Here is a 15,806-nt window from a genome sequence, read left to right as displayed (position 1 = left end):
ACTGTGATAACGTGACTTAGCGGGATTTTTTCTCCCAATGGGTAGCACCTTGAACGTTTTGGGAAAGGATCTCACGTTTTGTTTCCTGCGTTAGCCGATCGCCATGGCTAACATAATGGGTAATGATGTATGGATTGGGTACCAAGCGCTGATTATGCCAAGCATTAAGATCGGCAACGTGTCAATCATTTCATCACGTTCAGCCGTTACCTCTGATGTTCCCACTTATTCAATTATCGGTGGTAATCCGGCCAGGGTCATTAAAAAACGCTTCACAGATGAAAACATTCTGGCACTGGAGAAGCTGGCATGGTGGGACTGGCCTGTAGAAAAGATTACCCTAAAACTCACGGCAATCATGTCCGCTGATATTGAAGCACTACTGGACGAATAGATGCTGCCGTTTGTCTTTTGCTTAGTCAGGATAAGTAACATCCGCTTTTGGCACAGGGCTGCCAGTAAGATTACGTTTAGCTCTGCGCAGCAACATTGCTAGATCAGGTCTGAGTTAATACAGATAAACCGATCGACGTGATTCAATCGTGCGTGTTCGACTGTCATTTTACGCTATTGACGTAACGAACCATGCCCTGGAGCAATTGCGCAAACCGATGTGATTCATAATTACCCTCACTTGGCACCATCCAAACGCTGTTGACCTCAAGTTGGATCGTTGGTACGCCATGTGCTGCGCCGAACTTTGTGACGGTTTCATTCTTGGAGGCGGCAAAATAGTTGTTTGAGTAATTGGAAATACCTTCATTTCGCAATGAGGTGATGAGTTTGGTCACCAGTTCGTCTTTACCCAGCAGAGATTTTCCCTTCATGGTTCCGATATCAACATCATAGGGTCGGTAAGGGTGGCTGCCGTGGATATCAATAATGAGTTTCGGCTTTTGTGATTTTATTAATTCGGCTAGTCTCGCTTTATAATCATTATTATCGTAGTAGTTGGGGTCTGAAGGAGAGGCTTTTGTTGTATAGATGACCGTCGAACCCGTCAGTTTTCCCAACATGATTGCCAGCGCTGCCGTTCCGCCTCCGTCAGAGAAACGATATTTTCCATCCCGAAACGGTTCGGTAGCATGGGGGGCGCTAATGATAATGGGCTCCTGCCCTAAGATGACGTTAAACCATTTTTCCCCCTCTTTCGGTTTAACATCGCTATTTTTATCCGCATCCTTTTGATAAACGATTGCTTCGTTGATCTGTTCAGGCGTGAGCAATGCTTTTTCGAAATGGCTAGTACCCTGATTCAATGAGCATGCCGATGCTGAAAAAACAAACAGTGCAATAACAGTAAATCTTCTTATTAATGCAATATTAAGTAATTTCTTCATCTGTTCTCTCTCATAGAAATATTTGCCATTCCAATGCTCATGGAAACACAAAAGCGACGCAGTTTAGAAAGCCGACACGCTAAAAAATAGGCGATTAAACCGACTATCCCTAGCGTAATGACTACTATAGAAGAAGATGCTTTTTTAGGAGGGCTTGATGCAAATAAAGTGAAAAAAAGAGGGCAACCTACGCACCGAAACGATCGTTTACAGTACGTGATTGCCCATTTTTATCCGCTTGATACCGTCTTAAACGTAAACATTAAGCTGGTTATTTGCCGTCGGGCGATTAATCCCATCGGCTATCGGTGGTTTAAAGACCGATGCGTTATTTTCGTACGTCGTCCGGGTTCGGGTAGACGCGTCCTGATTAGGGTAACCAGACAGATGAGACGAGCGGGATATGCCCTGAACATGATCGGGTTTGTCAGGCATTGAGCTATATGACACTGGATAAACTAGGTTGAGACCAATCATTTTTCTTCCCCCTATTCATCTTCTCTGTCAGTAAAACTTATCTTGCTTATTACTGAGTATAGAACAATCAAGCAGGGGGAATATGTAAGGTTTTGTCTGAAAAAACACCACTGGTGCTACTATATCAGTATTCACTATGGCGCTTCATCGCTCACGTTTTCAACGCTGCGCCAGCAGCCGAATCGACGCCTCACGCTCGCGGGGTGACGTTACAGGCGTATGAATGATGAACTCATCCACGCCAAAGCGCTGATGGTAGCTATCCAGACGCTGATGAATATGTTCCGGCGTGCCGTAAAGCACATGACGCGGCTCCTGTACGATACGGAAATCCGTCGCGCCCGCCTGCCGAACAAAGTTATCAGCCTGTTCCTGACTGCCTACCGTCAGCGGCGGCTTGTTCTCAATATAAACTTTATAATTATGCTGCGTGCTGGCCAGTGCCTCCGCATCCTCATGACGTTCGGCGGCAATCACCGACAGTGACAGCAGCGTCTGGGCGTTGGCGGGCTTCAACTCCCGATAGCTCAAGAGAGACTCCGTCAGCAGCGTTTCACTGGCGTTAATGAACCCGGCGAACACAAAACTCCAGCCTAGCGAGGCAGCTAACCGCGCACTCTCCTGACTGGCACCCAGCAGAAAGCGCTGTGGCGTCTGTTCAGGTAATGGCGCCGCATTCATTCCTTCGGCGATGGGGCTTTGATCTAATAAACTGAGCGTATATCCCACGATGTTTCCTTATTTTCAGCGACTATTCGTTAGCGTGCTAGCGCTATTCACAGCAATAAATAGTCATAACAAAAACAACAGTCATAGCGAAAAACAGAATAAGAAGAATGTTGCATAAAGGTGTAAAAAATAAATATTAATAACAGAATTTGTTAGCAGAAATATTCATAATAAATGAATACAAAAAAGCGCCATCATAAAAAGCATGAAATATAACCAGACGGTATTTATCCGTAGAGTGGCTATCGGCTACCTTTAGCGTGTTTACGTTTTGTTAAGGAGGTGTATTGATATGGCTGAATCTATCCCCTGTTGTGATACGTCATTCGAGCAACAGGTAATTAACTGGCGACGGCACTTGCATCAGTACCCGGAATTGTCCAATCAGGAACACCAAACCACCGCGCACATTACCCGCTGGCTACAAGAGAAAGACATCCGCCAGTTGCCCCTTGCGTTAACCACGGGCGTCGTTGCCGAAATCGGTCACGGCAGCGGCCCGACGATTGCGCTGCGGGCCGATATTGATGCGCTGCCGATTGAAGAGTTAGTCGATGTGCCGTTTCGCTCTCAGCACGCGGGCGTCATGCATGCCTGTGGTCACGATTTCCACACCGCCGTGATGCTGGGTGCAGCCTGTTTGTTGAAAAAACGCGAATCTGTCTTACCGGGTAAAGTCAGGCTGTTTTTCCAACCCGCAGAAGAAGTCTCGACCGGCGCCAAACAGCTTATCCGCGCCGGTGCGCTCGCCGATGTCGCGGCCGTTTTCGGTCTGCACAACGCGCCTGAACTTCCTGCTGGCACCTTCGCGACACGCAGCGGCCCGTTTTATGCCAACGTGGATCGCTTCGCTATTCACATTACGGGCAAAGGCGCACATGCGGCCAAACCCGAACAGGGCATCGACAGCATCGTCACCGCCTGCAATATCGTCAATGCGCTGCAAACCCTGCCCAGCCGTAGCTTCAGCTCGCTGGAGTCGTTGGTCATCAGCGTCACGCGCATTCAGGGCGGCAACACCTGGAACGTCCTGCCGCAAACGGTAGAGTTGGAAGGGACGGTTCGTACCTACAATGCTGCGATTCGCGCGGAGATACCGGAACGAATAGAGCAATTGATTGGCGGCATCGCCCTTGCGCTGGGTGCAAAAGCGGAACTGAAATGGTATCCTGGCCCGCCTGCGGTTGTGAACACCAGTGAATGGGCTGATTTCAGCAAGCAAATTGCCCGAGACGCAGGCTATCAGGTAGAAAACGCCGAACTGCAAATGAGCGGCGAGGACTTTGCGCTTTACCTTCAGGATGTACCGGGCACGTTCGTCAGCATTGGTTCAAACAGCGAATTTGGTTTGCATCATCCTCAGTTCAATCCAGATGAAAGCGCGATTGCGCCAGCTTCTCGCTATTTCGCACAGTTAGCGGAAGCGGCACTGCATCGCCTGAACACCACGAAAGTCACCTCACCACAGGCCGTCCTGTCTTCATCGTAATATTTTTATCTACAAATTCAATCACCTACAAACACAATCACCTCCGCGCGATCAATTCGGCGGAGGGGGTTATTCCCTAAATCATTCACGCTGGAAAACTGGTGAAAAACCTATTTTCAGAACGAAAACGGGGGCAATGGAATAGAAGAGTAAAGCGTCCGCGCCAAGGACAAAGGCGTTAGGAACGCCTTTGAACGTCGCTTGCGACGGCCCTGAAAGGGTGAATCTCAGGGATGAGATTCATATCCGCGCGGCTCGAGCTTACAGGGAGGTACTTGCAGCGTCTTTACGATCTATCCATTGCCCCCGCTCGACGCACTTTATCTGCAAGGCTTGGCGTCTGGTTAGTGTATTTCATTAACCGCGAACAGCATGATAACGACGGGAAAAATACACCAGACCATCCGTGCTTTCGCCCTGCTTAATCGCTAATACCCGGCAAATAAAGATATCGTGCGTCGCCGCGCTCACCACCTCTTCAACCTGACAGTCAAACGCTACCAGCGCGTCCCGCAACACCGGTGAACCCGTGTGTAACACGTCCCACTCCGCCGCGGCAAACCGTTCTTCGGTAGACGACGGGCTCCCAAACAGCGACGACAGCGCTTCATGATGGGCCGCCAGCGTATTGATGCACAAATGCGTATTCGCCTGAAACGTGGGATACACCGACGAACCGCGATTTAGACACACCAGCAGCGTGCCCGGCGAATCACTGACGCTGGACACGGCGGACGCCGTAAAACCAGCCTTACCTGCCGGGCCATCCGTCGTAACGACATTGACCGCCGCGCTCAGCCTTGCCATCGCATCACGAAACGCCTGCCGGTCAACCGTGGCAACCGCCGCAGAGAGAATCGCGTCATTCGCGGTGACGTGTCGTTCAGCTATCAAATCAGACATTCAATACTTCCTTTAGATACGGCGAGAAACATGATTATTAACATCATACTAACAAAACAAGCCATATCATAATCTGAAATTTTTGAATTTCATTATCCATTTTTGTTATTTTACATCACGCCTCGCCTAATCAATAGTGAAAACACGCTATTAACGTCTTATTAACCTTTCATTGAATACGTGAATGCCTATTGATGGCTTGTTTATTAGCTGACGGTTTATTGATGGACTGTTTTCACTTTCATGGAAGTTCGTTTAATTAACAATAAGTACGCTCAATTAATAATAAGCACATTCAATTAATAAAAAGGTTTCTGACAATGAGTAAAAAACAAACATCTGCAAATCGACAATTAAGACTGGGTTTACTATTACAGGGCGCAGCGGGAAATATGTCCGCATGGCGGCATAAAAACGTCGTACCCGACGCCAGCATTAATTTTGGCTTTGTTTTGGATGCGGTAAAAAAAGCCGAACAAGGGAAATTTGATTTTGTCTTCGTGGCCGACGGCCTGTATATCAATGAAAAATCTATCCCCCACTTTCTCAATCGCTTTGAACCGCTGACACTGTTGTCCGCGCTGGCTACCGTCACCACGCATATTGGTCTGGTTGGCACACTCTCAACGTCGTATTCCGAACCGTTTACCACCGCCCGGCAGTTCGCCAGCCTCGACCATCTCAGCAACGGCCGCGCAGGTTGGAACGTGGTGACATCGCCGCTGGAAGGATCGGCGAAAAACTTTTCCCGTGAACAGCATCCGGAACACGCATTGCCAACCTGAGTCTGCAATCCGGCCGTTCCGATGCCTATTTCGGCCCCAACGTGATCGGTGCCTACAAAGCAGAGCTGACGGGCAAAGTTAAGCATGTCGGTACGGTCAACGCACCGTGCGCATCATTCTGCCGCAGGCGCTGCGTTCTATTCTGCCTACCGGTTTTAACGAGATCATCAGCCTCGCTAAAGGTACCTCAATTGTCTACGTGCTGACACTAGCTCCCGGCTCCGTCACCGTGATCCTTGGCCCGTCCGGCTCAGGGAAATCCACGCTGCTGCGCACCATTAACCATCTTGAACGCGTAGACGAAGGATTTATCCGCATCGACGCCGATTACATCGGCTACCGTCGCAAAGGGAATACGCTCTATGAGTTAAAAGAAAAGGACGTGCTACGTCAACGCATCAACGTCGGCTATGTATTCCAGAATTTTAATCTGTTCCCCCACCTTTCCGTGTTGGAAAACATCATTGAAGCCCCGCTGGCGCATAAGCTGTATTCGCGTCAGGAAGCGGAAGATATTGCCTTTACTCTGCTGGAAAGCGTCGGCCTGCGCCATAAAGCACAGTCTTATCCCCGTCACCTTTCTGGCGGCCAGCAACAGCGCGTCGCCATCGCTCGCGCGCTGGCACTTAAGCCGAAAGTGATGCTGTTTGATGAACCGACGTCCGCGCTCGATCCCGAACTGGTTGGGGAAGTGTTGGATGTCATCAAATCACTGGCCCAATCTGGTGTGACGCTGGTTGTCGTCACACATGAAATCGGCTTTGCGCGCGAAGTCGCTGACCGCGTCGTATTTATGGTAGACGGAAAAATTGTCGAAAGCGGCGATTCCTGGCAGGTGCTGAACCATCCTCGCCACCCGCGAACGATCAACTTTTTGAATAAGGTGCTGTGAGAAAACGCATAGAGCCAGATGACCCCTTCTGGCTCTATTTCACGCGTTGACCCAATTTATCAGTGATTTTTTCACCATCTTCTTTGGTGAATTCGCCTCGCTGCGGATCGGGGAGAATATCCAGCACCAGCTCTGATGGACGACATAGTCGGGTTCCCAACGGAGTAACGACAATCGGACGGTTTATCAGGATCGGATATTGCAACATGAAATCAATGAGCTGTTCGTCAGTGAATCTTTCTTCAGCAAGCCCCAGTTGTGTGTAAGGTTCTACGTTCTTGCGCAGCAAGGTACGAACCGTCATTCCCATGTCGCCAATCAGTGTGACCAATTCATCACGCGAAGGCGGCGTATCAAGATAGTAAATAATCGTGGGTTCTGCGCCGCTATTACGGATCATCTCCAGCGTATTACGCGAAGTGCCACAGTCGGGGTTGTGGTAAATCGTTATTTTGCTCATATCAATATCTCATTACAACGTGATGGATAGCCGCAGCGCCAGCGCAACCAGCGTGACAAGCAGCACAGGCAGTGTCATGACAATTCCGATACGGAAATAGTATCCCCAACCGATCGTCATGTTTTTCTGTGATAACACATGTAACCAAAGCAGTGTCGCCAGGCTGCCAATAGGCGTAATTTTGGGTCCTAAATCGCAACCAATGACGTTGGCATAAATCATTGCGTCTTTAACAACACCAGATGCGGTGCTGCCGTCGATAGATAAGGCACCAATCAACACGGTGGGCATATTGTTCATGATTGAGGAAAGCAGCGCGGCCATAAAGCCAGTGCCAAGTGTGGCAGTCCACAGTCCTTTCTCCGCAAACAGATTCAGAATACTGGAAAGATATTCCGTTAACCCCGCGTTGCGCAGGCCATAGACCACTAAATACATACCGAGTGAGAAAATTACGATCTGCCATGGCGCACCACGCAGTACCTTACCCGTATTGATGGCATGACCTTTTTTTGCCACTGCGAGCAGAATAGTTGCGCCCACGGCCGCAATAGCACTGACGGGAATCCCCAAAGGTTCGAGGACGAAAAATCCGGTAAGCAGAAGCACCAAAACAATCCAACCCGCTCTGAACGTTGCCAGATCCTTAATGGCACTTGCCGGTACTTTTAACCGAGATACGTCGTAGGTTGCAGGGATATCCTTGCGAAAAAACAGGTGTAACATAATCAACGTCGCGATAATCGCTGCAATATCGACGGGAACCATAACCGATGCATATTCAGCAAACCCAAGGTTGAAAAAATCGGCAGACACAATGTTAACCAGATTAGAAACAATCAGCGGCAGGCTAGCCGTATCAGCAATAAATCCGGCAGCCATAACAAACGCCAACGTCGTACCTTTACTGAAGCCCAAAGCCAACAGCATCGCAATCACAATCGGCGTGAGGATCAGCGCGGCGCCGTCGTTGGCAAACAACGCAGAAACGGCAGCGCCCAGTAAGACAATCCAGGTAAACAGCAGACGCCCGCGCCCGTTTCCCCATCGCGATACGTGCAGTGCCGCCCATTCAAAAAATCCCGACTCATCAAGCAGCAGGCTGATGATAATCACCGCAATAAACGTCGCCGTCGCGTTCCAGACAATATTCCAAACAACCGGAATATCGCTGAGGTGAATAACCCCGCAGAACAGCGCGAATACGGCCCCGATGCTGGCACTCCATCCGATACTGAGACCTCTGGGTTGCCAAATCACCAAGATCAAGGTCAGTAAAAATATGATTCCTGCCAATAACATTTCAAACCTCATCATATATGGAAAAAAGAATATACCCCTTCCTATTTCAGCATGAAGAAGAAGCAGATTTAGCCAGACACCGACGCACGTCATCACGCAGGCATTGCCATGCGGTATGAATCGTTTCTGCAGCCCAAGCAGGCATGTGTGGAGACAATCGATAATGAATCCATTTTCCTTCACGGCGGTCTAGAACCAAACCTGACTCACGTAATATCGCCATATGGCGGGAAATTTTAGGCTGAGATTCCGTAGTCGCAGTACAGATATCACAGACGCACAATTCTCCCGCTTCTCTAAGCAGCAAGATGATGGATAGCCGAGTATCATCGGAAAGGATTTTGAAAAGTTGGACGGGCTGTAACATTTTTGGTCCCAACGCACTCAAGGTACACATATGATAATTCATATATGTTAACTTTGAAATCACCCAATGGAAAATACAGTAAGGCAAAGCAGAAATGACACTATGATTTGCGTCGTTACACGGTTATTCCGGCGGTAGTGGCGCAGTAGACGGACTGCTGTAAACCTGAACCATCACGCTGTTATCCGTATCAAACGTCGCAACCGTCACGACGTCCTTAGTGCCCGCCGCTCGCCAGCATTCCGCCTCAACATCGCAACGCTCCTGCTTCTCATAACCCATCGATGTCAGATAAGTATGAACCTTGCTGGTATCTTCAGTACCATAGAAGTTCATCGTCCAGACTTTAGCTTCCGGGCCGGTTACGTTTGAAAAATTGAAGTCATAGCGATCGGTAATACGTGGCATTGTTTTTAGAAAATCGGGGGTATAGAACGCATATTCCCTTTTGTCCTGCTCTGTATAATGTGCACTTCCAGCAAAATTCATTTTGATGTAGGGCCATAGAGAACCGACCGCAACAGCAATAACAGTGATGCCAAGCACGGCAAAAATTTTCAGCCATGTACTCATCCTTAAGTTTCCTTTTTAGCTGAAGATAGACAATGAACTATCTTCTTAAAGCTATATATTACACAGCTAGCTTGAGCGGCCCGAAACTTTTGTCCTGGCGGCGTAGGGTTAAAGTAATCACATTCAAATCGCCACCAGCCCCCGCACGCCGTCCTGTTCCATCGTTTCACCCCGTCCGCGCTGGATGATTTCCCCGCGTGACATCACCAGATAGCTGTCGGCCAGCTCGGCGGCGAAGTCGTAAAATTGCTCGACCAGCAGAATTGCCATATCGCCACGCTGTGCCAGTTGGCGAATCACTGCCCCGATCTCTTTAATCACCGACGGCTGTATGCCTTCGGTTGGCTCATCCAGAATCAGCAACTGTGGTTTACAGGCCAGCGCACGACCAATCGCCAATTGCTGCTGTTGCCCGCCGGACAAATCGCCGCCGCGCCGCTGTTTCATCTCATCCAGCACGGGGAAAAGCTGGTAGATCTCATCCGGCACCTGCCGCGCCTGTTTGCCCGGAAAGCGCGATAGTCCCATCAACAGGTTTTCTTCCACCGTCAACCGAGGAAAAATCTCCCGCCCCTGTGGCACGTAGGCAATGCCAGACTGCACGCGCTGATAGGGTTTGCGCGAGTTAATCGCTTCACCCTGCCAGCGAATCGTGCCGGACTTCGCGGGAATCAGCCCCATCAGGCATTTCAGCAGCGTAGTTTTCCCGACGCCGTTGCGCCCTAGCAGACAGGTAATCTCGCCGGGTTTCACCTCAAATGACAGGCCGCGCAAGATGTGGCTGCCGCCGTAATATTGATTCAGTTCAGCAATCTCTAACATGTTAGCGCCCCAGATAAACGTCAATCACCTGTTCATTCGCCTGTACCTCGCGCAGCGATCCTTCCGCCAGCACCTGCCCCTGATGCAGCACGGTGACACGGTCGGCGATGCTCTCGACAAAGCCCATGTCGTGCTCCACGACCATCAGCGAGTGTTTGCCAGCCAGACTGCGGAACAGCTCGGCGGTATAGGCCGTTTCGGCGTCCGTCATCCCGGCGGCGGGTTCATCGAGCAGCAGCAGATGCGGCTCCTGTACCAGTAACATGCCGATTTCCAGAAACTGCTTTTGCCCGTGTGATAACAGCCCTGCGGGCCGTTGCCGTTCGTGGCCGAGCCGCAGCAGCGCCAACGTGTCGTCAATCCGGTCACGCTGCTCGCTGTTCAGTCTGGCACGCAGGCTTGCCCACACTGATTTGTCAGTTTTCAGCGCGATGTCGAGGTTTTCAAACACCGTCAGCGCTTCAAACACCGTTGGCTTCTGGAATTTCCGGCCAATTCCCGCGCGGGCGATATCTACCGGCGACAGCGTCGTCAGGTCGGTATACTGATCGTAAAACGCTTTGCCGCTATCCGGTCGCGTTTTACCGGTGATGACATCCATCAGCGTGGTTTTCCCCGCGCCGTTTGGGCCGATGATGCAGCGCAGTTCCCCCACGCCAATCTGCAACGAGAGATCGGTGAGCGCGCGGAAACCGTCAAAGCTCACGTTAATCTTGTCGAGTTGCAGCACCGGATCGGTCTGATGCCGATGGCGATCCGACGGATGCGGCTGCGCGAACTTTGGCTCCATCAATACGGGCTGAGTCGCGACGGTTTGTGCAGGCGTTGGAACCGGTGGCACAGATAAAGACTCAGTCATGTTTCTTCCTCGTCAGTAATCCAATCACGCCACGCGGCAAAAACAGCGTGACGAGAATAAACATCAGCCCCAAAAAGAACAGCCAGTATTCGGGAAAGGCCACGGTAAACCAGCTTTTCGCCCCGTTGACGATCCCTGCGCCGAGCAGCGGCCCGACCAGTGTCCCGCGCCCGCCCAGCGCCACCCAAATGGCGGCTTCGATGGAGTTGGTCGGCGACATTTCGCTCGGATTGATGATGCCGACCTGCGGCACATACAGCGCCCCGCCAGCCCGCACAGCACGGCGGAAAGTGTCCAGACAAACAGCTTGAAGCCTTTCGGGTCGTAACCGCAGAACATCAGACGATTTTCTGCATCGCGTACCGCCGTCAGCACGCGACCAAATTTACTGCGCGCCAGCGCAAATCCCACGAGCAGGCTGGCGATCAACAACAGCACGGTAGCGACAAACAGTCCAATACGCGTACCGGTGGCCGTAATAGGGAAACCCAGCAGCGTCGTAAAACCGGTAAACCCGTTATTGCCGCCAAAGCCGGTTTCGTTACGGAAGAACAGCAGCATCCCGGCGTAGGTCAGCGCCTGCGTCATGATCGAGAAATACACGCCTTTGATTTTGGAGCGGAACGCAAACCAGCCGAACACAAACGCCAGCACGCCCGGCACCAGCACGATCAGGCACAATGCCCAGGCGAAATACTGGGTTCCCGCCCAGAACCACGGCAGTTCCGTCCACGACAGAAATGACATAAACGCGGGCATTCCCTCGCCAGCAGCCTGCCGCATCAGGTACATACCCATCGCGTAGCCGCCCAGCGCGAAAAACAGGCCGTGACCGAGCGACAGCAGCCCGGCATAGCCCCACACCAGATCCAACGCAACGGCGACAATCGCATAGCACAGGATTTTGCCGATCAGCGTCAGCGTATAAGTGGAGATCGCCAGCGGATGCTCTGCGGGCAACAGCGCGAGAAACGGCAGGATCAGCAAGGCCAGAAAAGCGATCGAACCCAGGACAAGCATGAGCCGCGGTGCACGCTGCGTCAGGGTTATCGTCATGGGTTGCGTAATAGATTGCGTCATCAGTCAATCACCCGTCCTTTGAATGCAAACAGCCCCTGTGGCCGTTTCTGAATAAACAGTACGATCAGTACCAGAATGACGATTTTGCCCAGCACCGCGCCAATCTGCGGTTCGAGCACTTTGTTGAGAATGCCAAGGCTGAAGGCGGCGACCACCGTCCCCGCCAGTTGCCCGACGCCCCCCAGCACGACAACAAGGAATGAATCGATGATGTAGCCCTGTCCCAGCTCCGGCCCGACGTTCCCCAGTTGCGACAGCGCTACACCGCCCAAGCCAGCGATGCCGGAGCCCAGCCCGAAGGCCAGCATATCAACGCGGCCGGTCGGCACGCCGCAGCAGTCCGCCATCGCCCGGTTTTGCGTCACTGCCCGCACATTCATGCCAAGGCGAGTTTTATTGAGGAGTAGCCAGGTGAGCAGCAGCACGCCGAGAACGAACACAATCACCGCGATGCGGTTATACGGCAGCACCAGATTTGGCAGCAGGCGCAGCCCGCCGGATAACCATGCGGGATTGGCGACTTCCAGATTTTGGGTACCGAACAGCATCCGCACCAGTTGGATCAGCATCAGGCTGATACCCCAGGTCGCCAGCAGCGTTTCCAGCGGTCGGCCGTAAAGATGACGAATCACCGTGCGTTCCAGCACCATACCGACGCCAGCGGTGATAAAGAAGGCCACAGGCAGCGCCAGCAGCGGATAATACGCCAGCCAGCTCGGCGCAAACTGCTGGCACAGCGACTGCACCAGCCAGGTTGCGTACGCGCCCAGCATCAGCATTTCGCCGTGCGCCATGTTGATCACGCCCAGTAGCCCATAGGTGATCGCCAACCCCAGCGCCGCCAGCAGCAGGATAGAGCCGAGCGACAGTCCGGTAAACGCCTGCCCCAGCAGATCGCCGACAATCAAACTATGCTTAATCTGATCCAAACTTTCCTTCGCCGCCGCACGCACGCCGGTATCCGGTTCGTTCTGTACCTGCGTTAACGGCTGTAAGCGCGCCTGCATTTGCGGGTCGCCGGTCTGCCCTAAGCGTTTGACCGCCTCAAGGCGCACCAGCGGGTTGGGATCGCTCAATTGCCGGGTCGCAATAGCGATATTCAGCGCCTCATGTACCTGCGCATCTTTCTCTACGTTGAGGCGTTGTACCAACAACGGCAACTGTTCCGTACTGCTGTCGCTCTGTAGTTGCCGTACCGCATTCAGGCGCGTTGCGGCATCATCGCTGACGAGCTGATGCGCGGCCAGCGCGGTGGCAACCAGACCGCGCAGGCGGTTATTCATAAACAGTTTTTTGGTCGCACCAACCGGTTCCGCGTTCCCGTCCAGCGGCGTTAATGTGCCCTGCACATCCCTAAACGGCTGCTGGTTCCGATCAAGCACAACCGACTCGTCGCGCAATGCCTGTAACAGCGGTAAGCGTGCAGGTTCTGGCGCGGCGGCCCATTGTTGCAGCAGTTCAGCCTGCTGCGTGCGGCTGGCGGCGGCGAAATCGGTCGCAGGCCCGGCCTGTACCAGCAGCGGAAACATCAGACACAGCGACAGCACAAACGTAGATAATCGATGACTCATCATCGCAATGTCCGCCATATAAGAGAGGGAGTATCCCCGTCCGATATGCTGGACGGGGCGTGTAGAGACGACGTTTACTGTGCTGCTTTTATTGGATGATCGGGCTTCTTATCGTTACCGGCGATGTACGGGCTCCACGGCTGGGCACGAACCGGCTTATCGGTTTGCCAGACCACGTTGAACTGACCGTTTTCCTCAATTTCGCCAATCATCACCGGCTTGTGCAGGTGGTGGTTGGTCTTGTCCATCGTCAGCGTAAAGCCATCCGGTGCGGCAAAGGTCTGGCCGGCCATCGCGGCGCGCACTTTATCCACGTCCGTAGTACCCGCTTTCTCTACCGCCTGCGCCCACATATGAATGCCGACATAGGTTGCTTCCATCGGATCGTTGGTCACCACCGTGCCCGCGTTCGGCAGGTTTTTCGCTTTGGCATAGGCTTTGTAGGCTTCCACGAAGTCGGTATTGGTGGGGTTATCGACCGACTCAAAGTAGTTCCACGCGGCTAAATGGCCGACCAGCGGTTTGGTGTCGATCCCGCGCAGTTCCTCTTCACCGACAGAGAACGCGACAACCGGCACGTCGGTCGCTTTGATTCCCTGATTCGCCAGCTCTTTATAGAACGGTACGTTGGAATCGCCGTTGATGGTGGAAACCACCGCCGTCTTGCCGCCCGTCGAGAACTTCTTGATGTTGGAAACGATGGTCTGATAATCACTGTGGCCAAACGGCGTATAGACTTCCTCGATATCTTTGTCCTGCACGCCTTTCGAATGCAGGAACGCGCGCAGGATCTTGTTGGTGGTACGCGGATACACATAGTCAGTACCCAACAGGAAGAAACGCTTCGCCGCCCCACCGTCTTCGCTTATCAGATATTCCACGGCTGGGATCGCCTGCTGATTCGGTGCCGCGCCGGTGTAGAACACGTTCGGCGACATCTCTTCGCCTTCATACTGCACCGGATAGAACAGCAGCCCGTTTAACTCTTCAAACACCGGCAGAACCGATTTACGCGATACCGATGTCCAGCAGCCGAACACCACCGCCGCTTTGTCCTGCGTCAGCAGTTGACGCGCCTTCTCGGCAAATAGCGGCCAGTTCGAGGCCGGATCGACCACCACCGGTTCCAGTTTTTTACCCAACACGCCGCCTTTGGCGTTGATTTCATCAATGGTCATCAGCGCCACATCCTTCAGCGGCGTTTCCGAAATCGCCATCGTGCCGGACAGCGAATGCATAATGCCGACTTTGATGGTGTCCGCCGCCTGCACACTCCAGGTCAACCCCATACCAACCACTGTCGCAGAAAGCGCAAAAACTTTTAGCAATGAACGTCTTTTCATTTATTAGCCCTTAAGTCGTGTTGAGTGAGAATGGAATCGTGTGATGCGTCAGGTGAAACAGATGCGGTTGAAACAGATTGAGGCCGCGCCTGCTGTAGCATATGTAAGGTGATCTTTCTGACTTCGGCCTTACTGACGGCGATGTGGTCGGTCAGAATGCGCTGCGCCTCCTCAGTGTGCTGTTGCAATATCGCCAGCAAAATGCGGGCATGTTCTTTATAGGTCGCGTCAATACGATCTTCGCGGGTGAAATCGAGACGGCGAATAATGCGGATTTTCTCCGTCAGTTCGCCGTGAACCCGCGCCATTTCGCTGTTGCCTGCCGCCATCACCAGCCCACGGTGAAACCCTTCGTCGTAGCGGGAGACGATCTTGCCATCGTCCAGACGCGGTTCTTCAATCCAGAAGCGTTTTAGGTCCGCCAATAGCTCAGCGCAGCGCCCCGGCGGCATCCCACACAGCCGCCGAATGGCTTCGCGCTCCAGCACGATGCGAAAGTCATACAGTTCCTCGAAATATTCGAAATCAAACGGACGAACCTGCCAGCCGCTGCGGAAATAAACTTCGACATAGCCTTCTCGCTCCAGCCAGAACAGCGCCTGACGCACTGGCGTACGGCTGACCGACATCCGTTCGGCAATTTCATTTTCACTAAAGCGGTCGCCCGGCATCAGACGAAAGTCGAAAATGTCGTTTTTCAGCGTTTGATACACTCGCTCCGCTAGCGCTTCCGGGCGATCTTTGCTGCTCTTTTGTGTGCCTGCTCGCATCGTTTTCTCCGCCTCGCCGTTGATTCAGCTTGTCCTTTTATTCC

The 15,806-nt window shown here is 52.4% G+C and carries 14 protein-coding genes and 5 pseudogenes; 5 read left to right on the top strand and 14 right to left on the bottom strand.

The genetic code is table 11. The features are described 5' to 3' along the window. Positions 1-115: 115 nt before the first annotated feature. Positions 116-394 (top strand): annotated as a pseudogene (locus tag DMB82_RS10270) (LbetaH domain-containing protein); the annotation flags it as partial. Between the two features lie 163 nt (positions 395-557). Here the strand turns inward: DMB82_RS10270 and DMB82_RS10265 are convergent. The 3 genes from DMB82_RS10265 to DMB82_RS10255 form a co-directional block, all read right to left on the bottom strand. Beyond that, entirely contained in the window at positions 558-1,340 is a 783-nt protein-coding gene (locus DMB82_RS10265; RefSeq protein WP_116162944.1) for a ketol-acid reductoisomerase, read from the bottom strand. A 249-nt stretch (positions 1,341-1,589) separates the two neighbouring features. Beyond that, the gene (locus tag DMB82_RS10260; RefSeq protein ID WP_116162942.1) at positions 1,590-1,817 is read right to left on the bottom strand and encodes a hypothetical protein; all 228 of its coding nucleotides are present in this window, start codon (positions 1,815-1,817) and stop codon (positions 1,590-1,592) included. Between the two features lie 159 nt (positions 1,818-1,976). Beyond that, positions 1,977-2,546: an LLM class oxidoreductase gene (locus DMB82_RS10255; protein ID WP_226888136.1), complete on the bottom strand. Its 570-nt coding sequence runs from the start codon at positions 2,544-2,546 to the stop codon at positions 1,977-1,979. 292 nt (positions 2,547-2,838) lie between these two features. Between DMB82_RS10255 and DMB82_RS10250 the strand changes: the two genes are divergently transcribed. Then, positions 2,839-4,035, top strand: a complete 1,197-nt coding sequence (locus DMB82_RS10250; protein WP_116162940.1) for a M20 peptidase aminoacylase family protein — start codon at positions 2,839-2,841, stop codon at positions 4,033-4,035. 357 nt (positions 4,036-4,392) lie between these two features. Here the strand turns inward: DMB82_RS10250 and DMB82_RS10245 are convergent, their stop codons facing one another. Further along, positions 4,393-4,938: a flavin reductase gene (locus tag DMB82_RS10245; RefSeq protein ID WP_039489376.1), complete on the bottom strand. Its 546-nt coding sequence runs from the start codon at positions 4,936-4,938 to the stop codon at positions 4,393-4,395. A 320-nt stretch (positions 4,939-5,258) separates the two neighbouring features. On the opposite strand from DMB82_RS10245, the pseudogene DMB82_RS10240 reads away from it, so the two are divergent. The 3 pseudogenes from DMB82_RS10240 to DMB82_RS10230 all read left to right on the top strand — a co-directional run. Then, positions 5,259-5,714, top strand: a pseudogene (locus tag DMB82_RS10240) (LLM class flavin-dependent oxidoreductase); the annotation flags it as partial. Next, positions 5,714-5,824 (top strand): annotated as a pseudogene (locus DMB82_RS10235) (ABC transporter substrate-binding protein); the annotation flags it as partial. The pseudogenes DMB82_RS10240 and DMB82_RS10235, both read left to right, overlap by 1 nt. Positions 5,825-5,925: 101 nt before the next feature. Next, positions 5,926-6,615: pseudogene (locus tag DMB82_RS10230) on the top strand (amino acid ABC transporter ATP-binding protein); the annotation flags it as partial. A 34-nt stretch (positions 6,616-6,649) separates the two neighbouring features. Here DMB82_RS10230 and arsC read toward each other — a convergent pair. The 10 genes and pseudogenes from arsC to DMB82_RS10180 form a co-directional block, all read right to left on the bottom strand. Continuing rightward, on the bottom strand, positions 6,650-7,075 hold the full coding sequence (gene arsC, locus DMB82_RS10225; protein ID WP_116162938.1) for a glutaredoxin-dependent arsenate reductase: 426 nt from the start codon (positions 7,073-7,075) through the stop codon (positions 6,650-6,652). 12 nt (positions 7,076-7,087) lie between these two features. After that, entirely contained in the window at positions 7,088-8,377 is a 1,290-nt protein-coding gene (locus tag DMB82_RS10220; RefSeq protein ID WP_116162936.1) for an arsenic transporter, read from the bottom strand. Between the two features lie 46 nt (positions 8,378-8,423). Further along, a complete protein-coding gene (locus tag DMB82_RS10215) occupies positions 8,424-8,744 on the bottom strand; it encodes a metalloregulator ArsR/SmtB family transcription factor (protein ID WP_109225761.1) in 321 nt (106 codons plus the stop codon). A 123-nt stretch (positions 8,745-8,867) separates the two neighbouring features. Next, positions 8,868-9,317, bottom strand: a complete 450-nt coding sequence (locus tag DMB82_RS10210; protein WP_116162934.1) for a hypothetical protein — start codon at positions 9,315-9,317, stop codon at positions 8,868-8,870. Between the two features lie 123 nt (positions 9,318-9,440). Continuing rightward, complete coding sequence (gene urtE, locus DMB82_RS10205; RefSeq protein ID WP_010295596.1) at positions 9,441-10,139, bottom strand: urea ABC transporter ATP-binding subunit UrtE; 699 nt, start codon at positions 10,137-10,139, stop codon at positions 9,441-9,443. Position 10,140: 1 nt separating this feature from the next. Further along, complete coding sequence (gene urtD, locus DMB82_RS10200; RefSeq protein WP_189654452.1) at positions 10,141-10,929, bottom strand: urea ABC transporter ATP-binding protein UrtD; 789 nt, start codon at positions 10,927-10,929, stop codon at positions 10,141-10,143. Between the two features lie 61 nt (positions 10,930-10,990). Then, a pseudogene (urtC, locus tag DMB82_RS10195) lies at positions 10,991-12,066 on the bottom strand (urea ABC transporter permease subunit UrtC). 11 nt (positions 12,067-12,077) lie between these two features. After that, positions 12,078-13,667, bottom strand: coding sequence for an urea ABC transporter permease subunit UrtB (gene urtB / locus DMB82_RS10190; protein WP_116162932.1), 1,590 nt, complete (start codon positions 13,665-13,667; stop codon positions 12,078-12,080). 56 nt (positions 13,668-13,723) lie between these two features. After that, entirely contained in the window at positions 13,724-14,992 is a 1,269-nt protein-coding gene (gene urtA / locus DMB82_RS10185; RefSeq protein WP_102116480.1) for an urea ABC transporter substrate-binding protein, read from the bottom strand. After that, the gene (locus tag DMB82_RS10180; protein WP_109225727.1) at positions 14,989-15,762 is read right to left on the bottom strand and encodes a GntR family transcriptional regulator; all 774 of its coding nucleotides are present in this window, start codon (positions 15,760-15,762) and stop codon (positions 14,989-14,991) included. Before DMB82_RS10180 ends, urtA begins: the two co-directional genes overlap by 4 nt. Positions 15,763-15,806 lie beyond the last annotated feature (44 nt).

It is taken from the genome of Pectobacterium aquaticum (assembly GCF_003382565.3).
Lineage (GTDB): Bacteria > Pseudomonadota > Gammaproteobacteria > Enterobacterales > Enterobacteriaceae > Pectobacterium > Pectobacterium aquaticum.
Note: the sequence above shows the minus strand (reverse complement) of the source record. Positions and strands in the feature narration are given on the sequence as shown.

What these genes read in the sequence shown, in the direction of transcription:
- DMB82_RS10180 (WP_109225727.1), bottom strand. Translation starts at nt 15,762, where the DNA reads ATGCGAGCAGGCACACAAAAGAGCAGCAAAGATCGCCCGGAAGCGCTA.
- DMB82_RS10210 (WP_116162934.1), bottom strand. Translation starts at nt 9,317, where the DNA reads ATGAGTACATGGCTGAAAATTTTTGCCGTGCTTGGCATCACTGTTATT.
- arsC (WP_116162938.1), bottom strand. Translation starts at nt 7,075, where the DNA reads ATGAGCAAAATAACGATTTACCACAACCCCGACTGTGGCACTTCGCGT.
- DMB82_RS10215 (WP_109225761.1), bottom strand. Translation starts at nt 8,744, where the DNA reads ATGTTACAGCCCGTCCAACTTTTCAAAATCCTTTCCGATGATACTCGG.
- DMB82_RS10260 (WP_116162942.1), bottom strand. Translation starts at nt 1,817, where the DNA reads ATGATTGGTCTCAACCTAGTTTATCCAGTGTCATATAGCTCAATGCCT.
- DMB82_RS10245 (WP_039489376.1), bottom strand. Translation starts at nt 4,938, where the DNA reads ATGTCTGATTTGATAGCTGAACGACACGTCACCGCGAATGACGCGATT.
- urtA (WP_102116480.1), bottom strand. Translation starts at nt 14,992, where the DNA reads ATGAAAAGACGTTCATTGCTAAAAGTTTTTGCGCTTTCTGCGACAGTG.
- DMB82_RS10220 (WP_116162936.1), bottom strand. Translation starts at nt 8,377, where the DNA reads ATGTTATTGGCAGGAATCATATTTTTACTGACCTTGATCTTGGTGATT.
- urtD (WP_189654452.1), bottom strand. Translation starts at nt 10,929, where the DNA reads ATGGAGCCAAAGTTCGCGCAGCCGCATCCGTCGGATCGCCATCGGCAT.
- DMB82_RS10265 (WP_116162944.1), bottom strand. Translation starts at nt 1,340, where the DNA reads ATGAAGAAATTACTTAATATTGCATTAATAAGAAGATTTACTGTTATT.
- urtB (WP_116162932.1), bottom strand. Translation starts at nt 13,667, where the DNA reads ATGGCGGACATTGCGATGATGAGTCATCGATTATCTACGTTTGTGCTG.
- urtE (WP_010295596.1), bottom strand. Translation starts at nt 10,139, where the DNA reads ATGTTAGAGATTGCTGAACTGAATCAATATTACGGCGGCAGCCACATC.
- DMB82_RS10250 (WP_116162940.1), top strand. Translation starts at nt 2,839, where the DNA reads ATGGCTGAATCTATCCCCTGTTGTGATACGTCATTCGAGCAACAGGTA.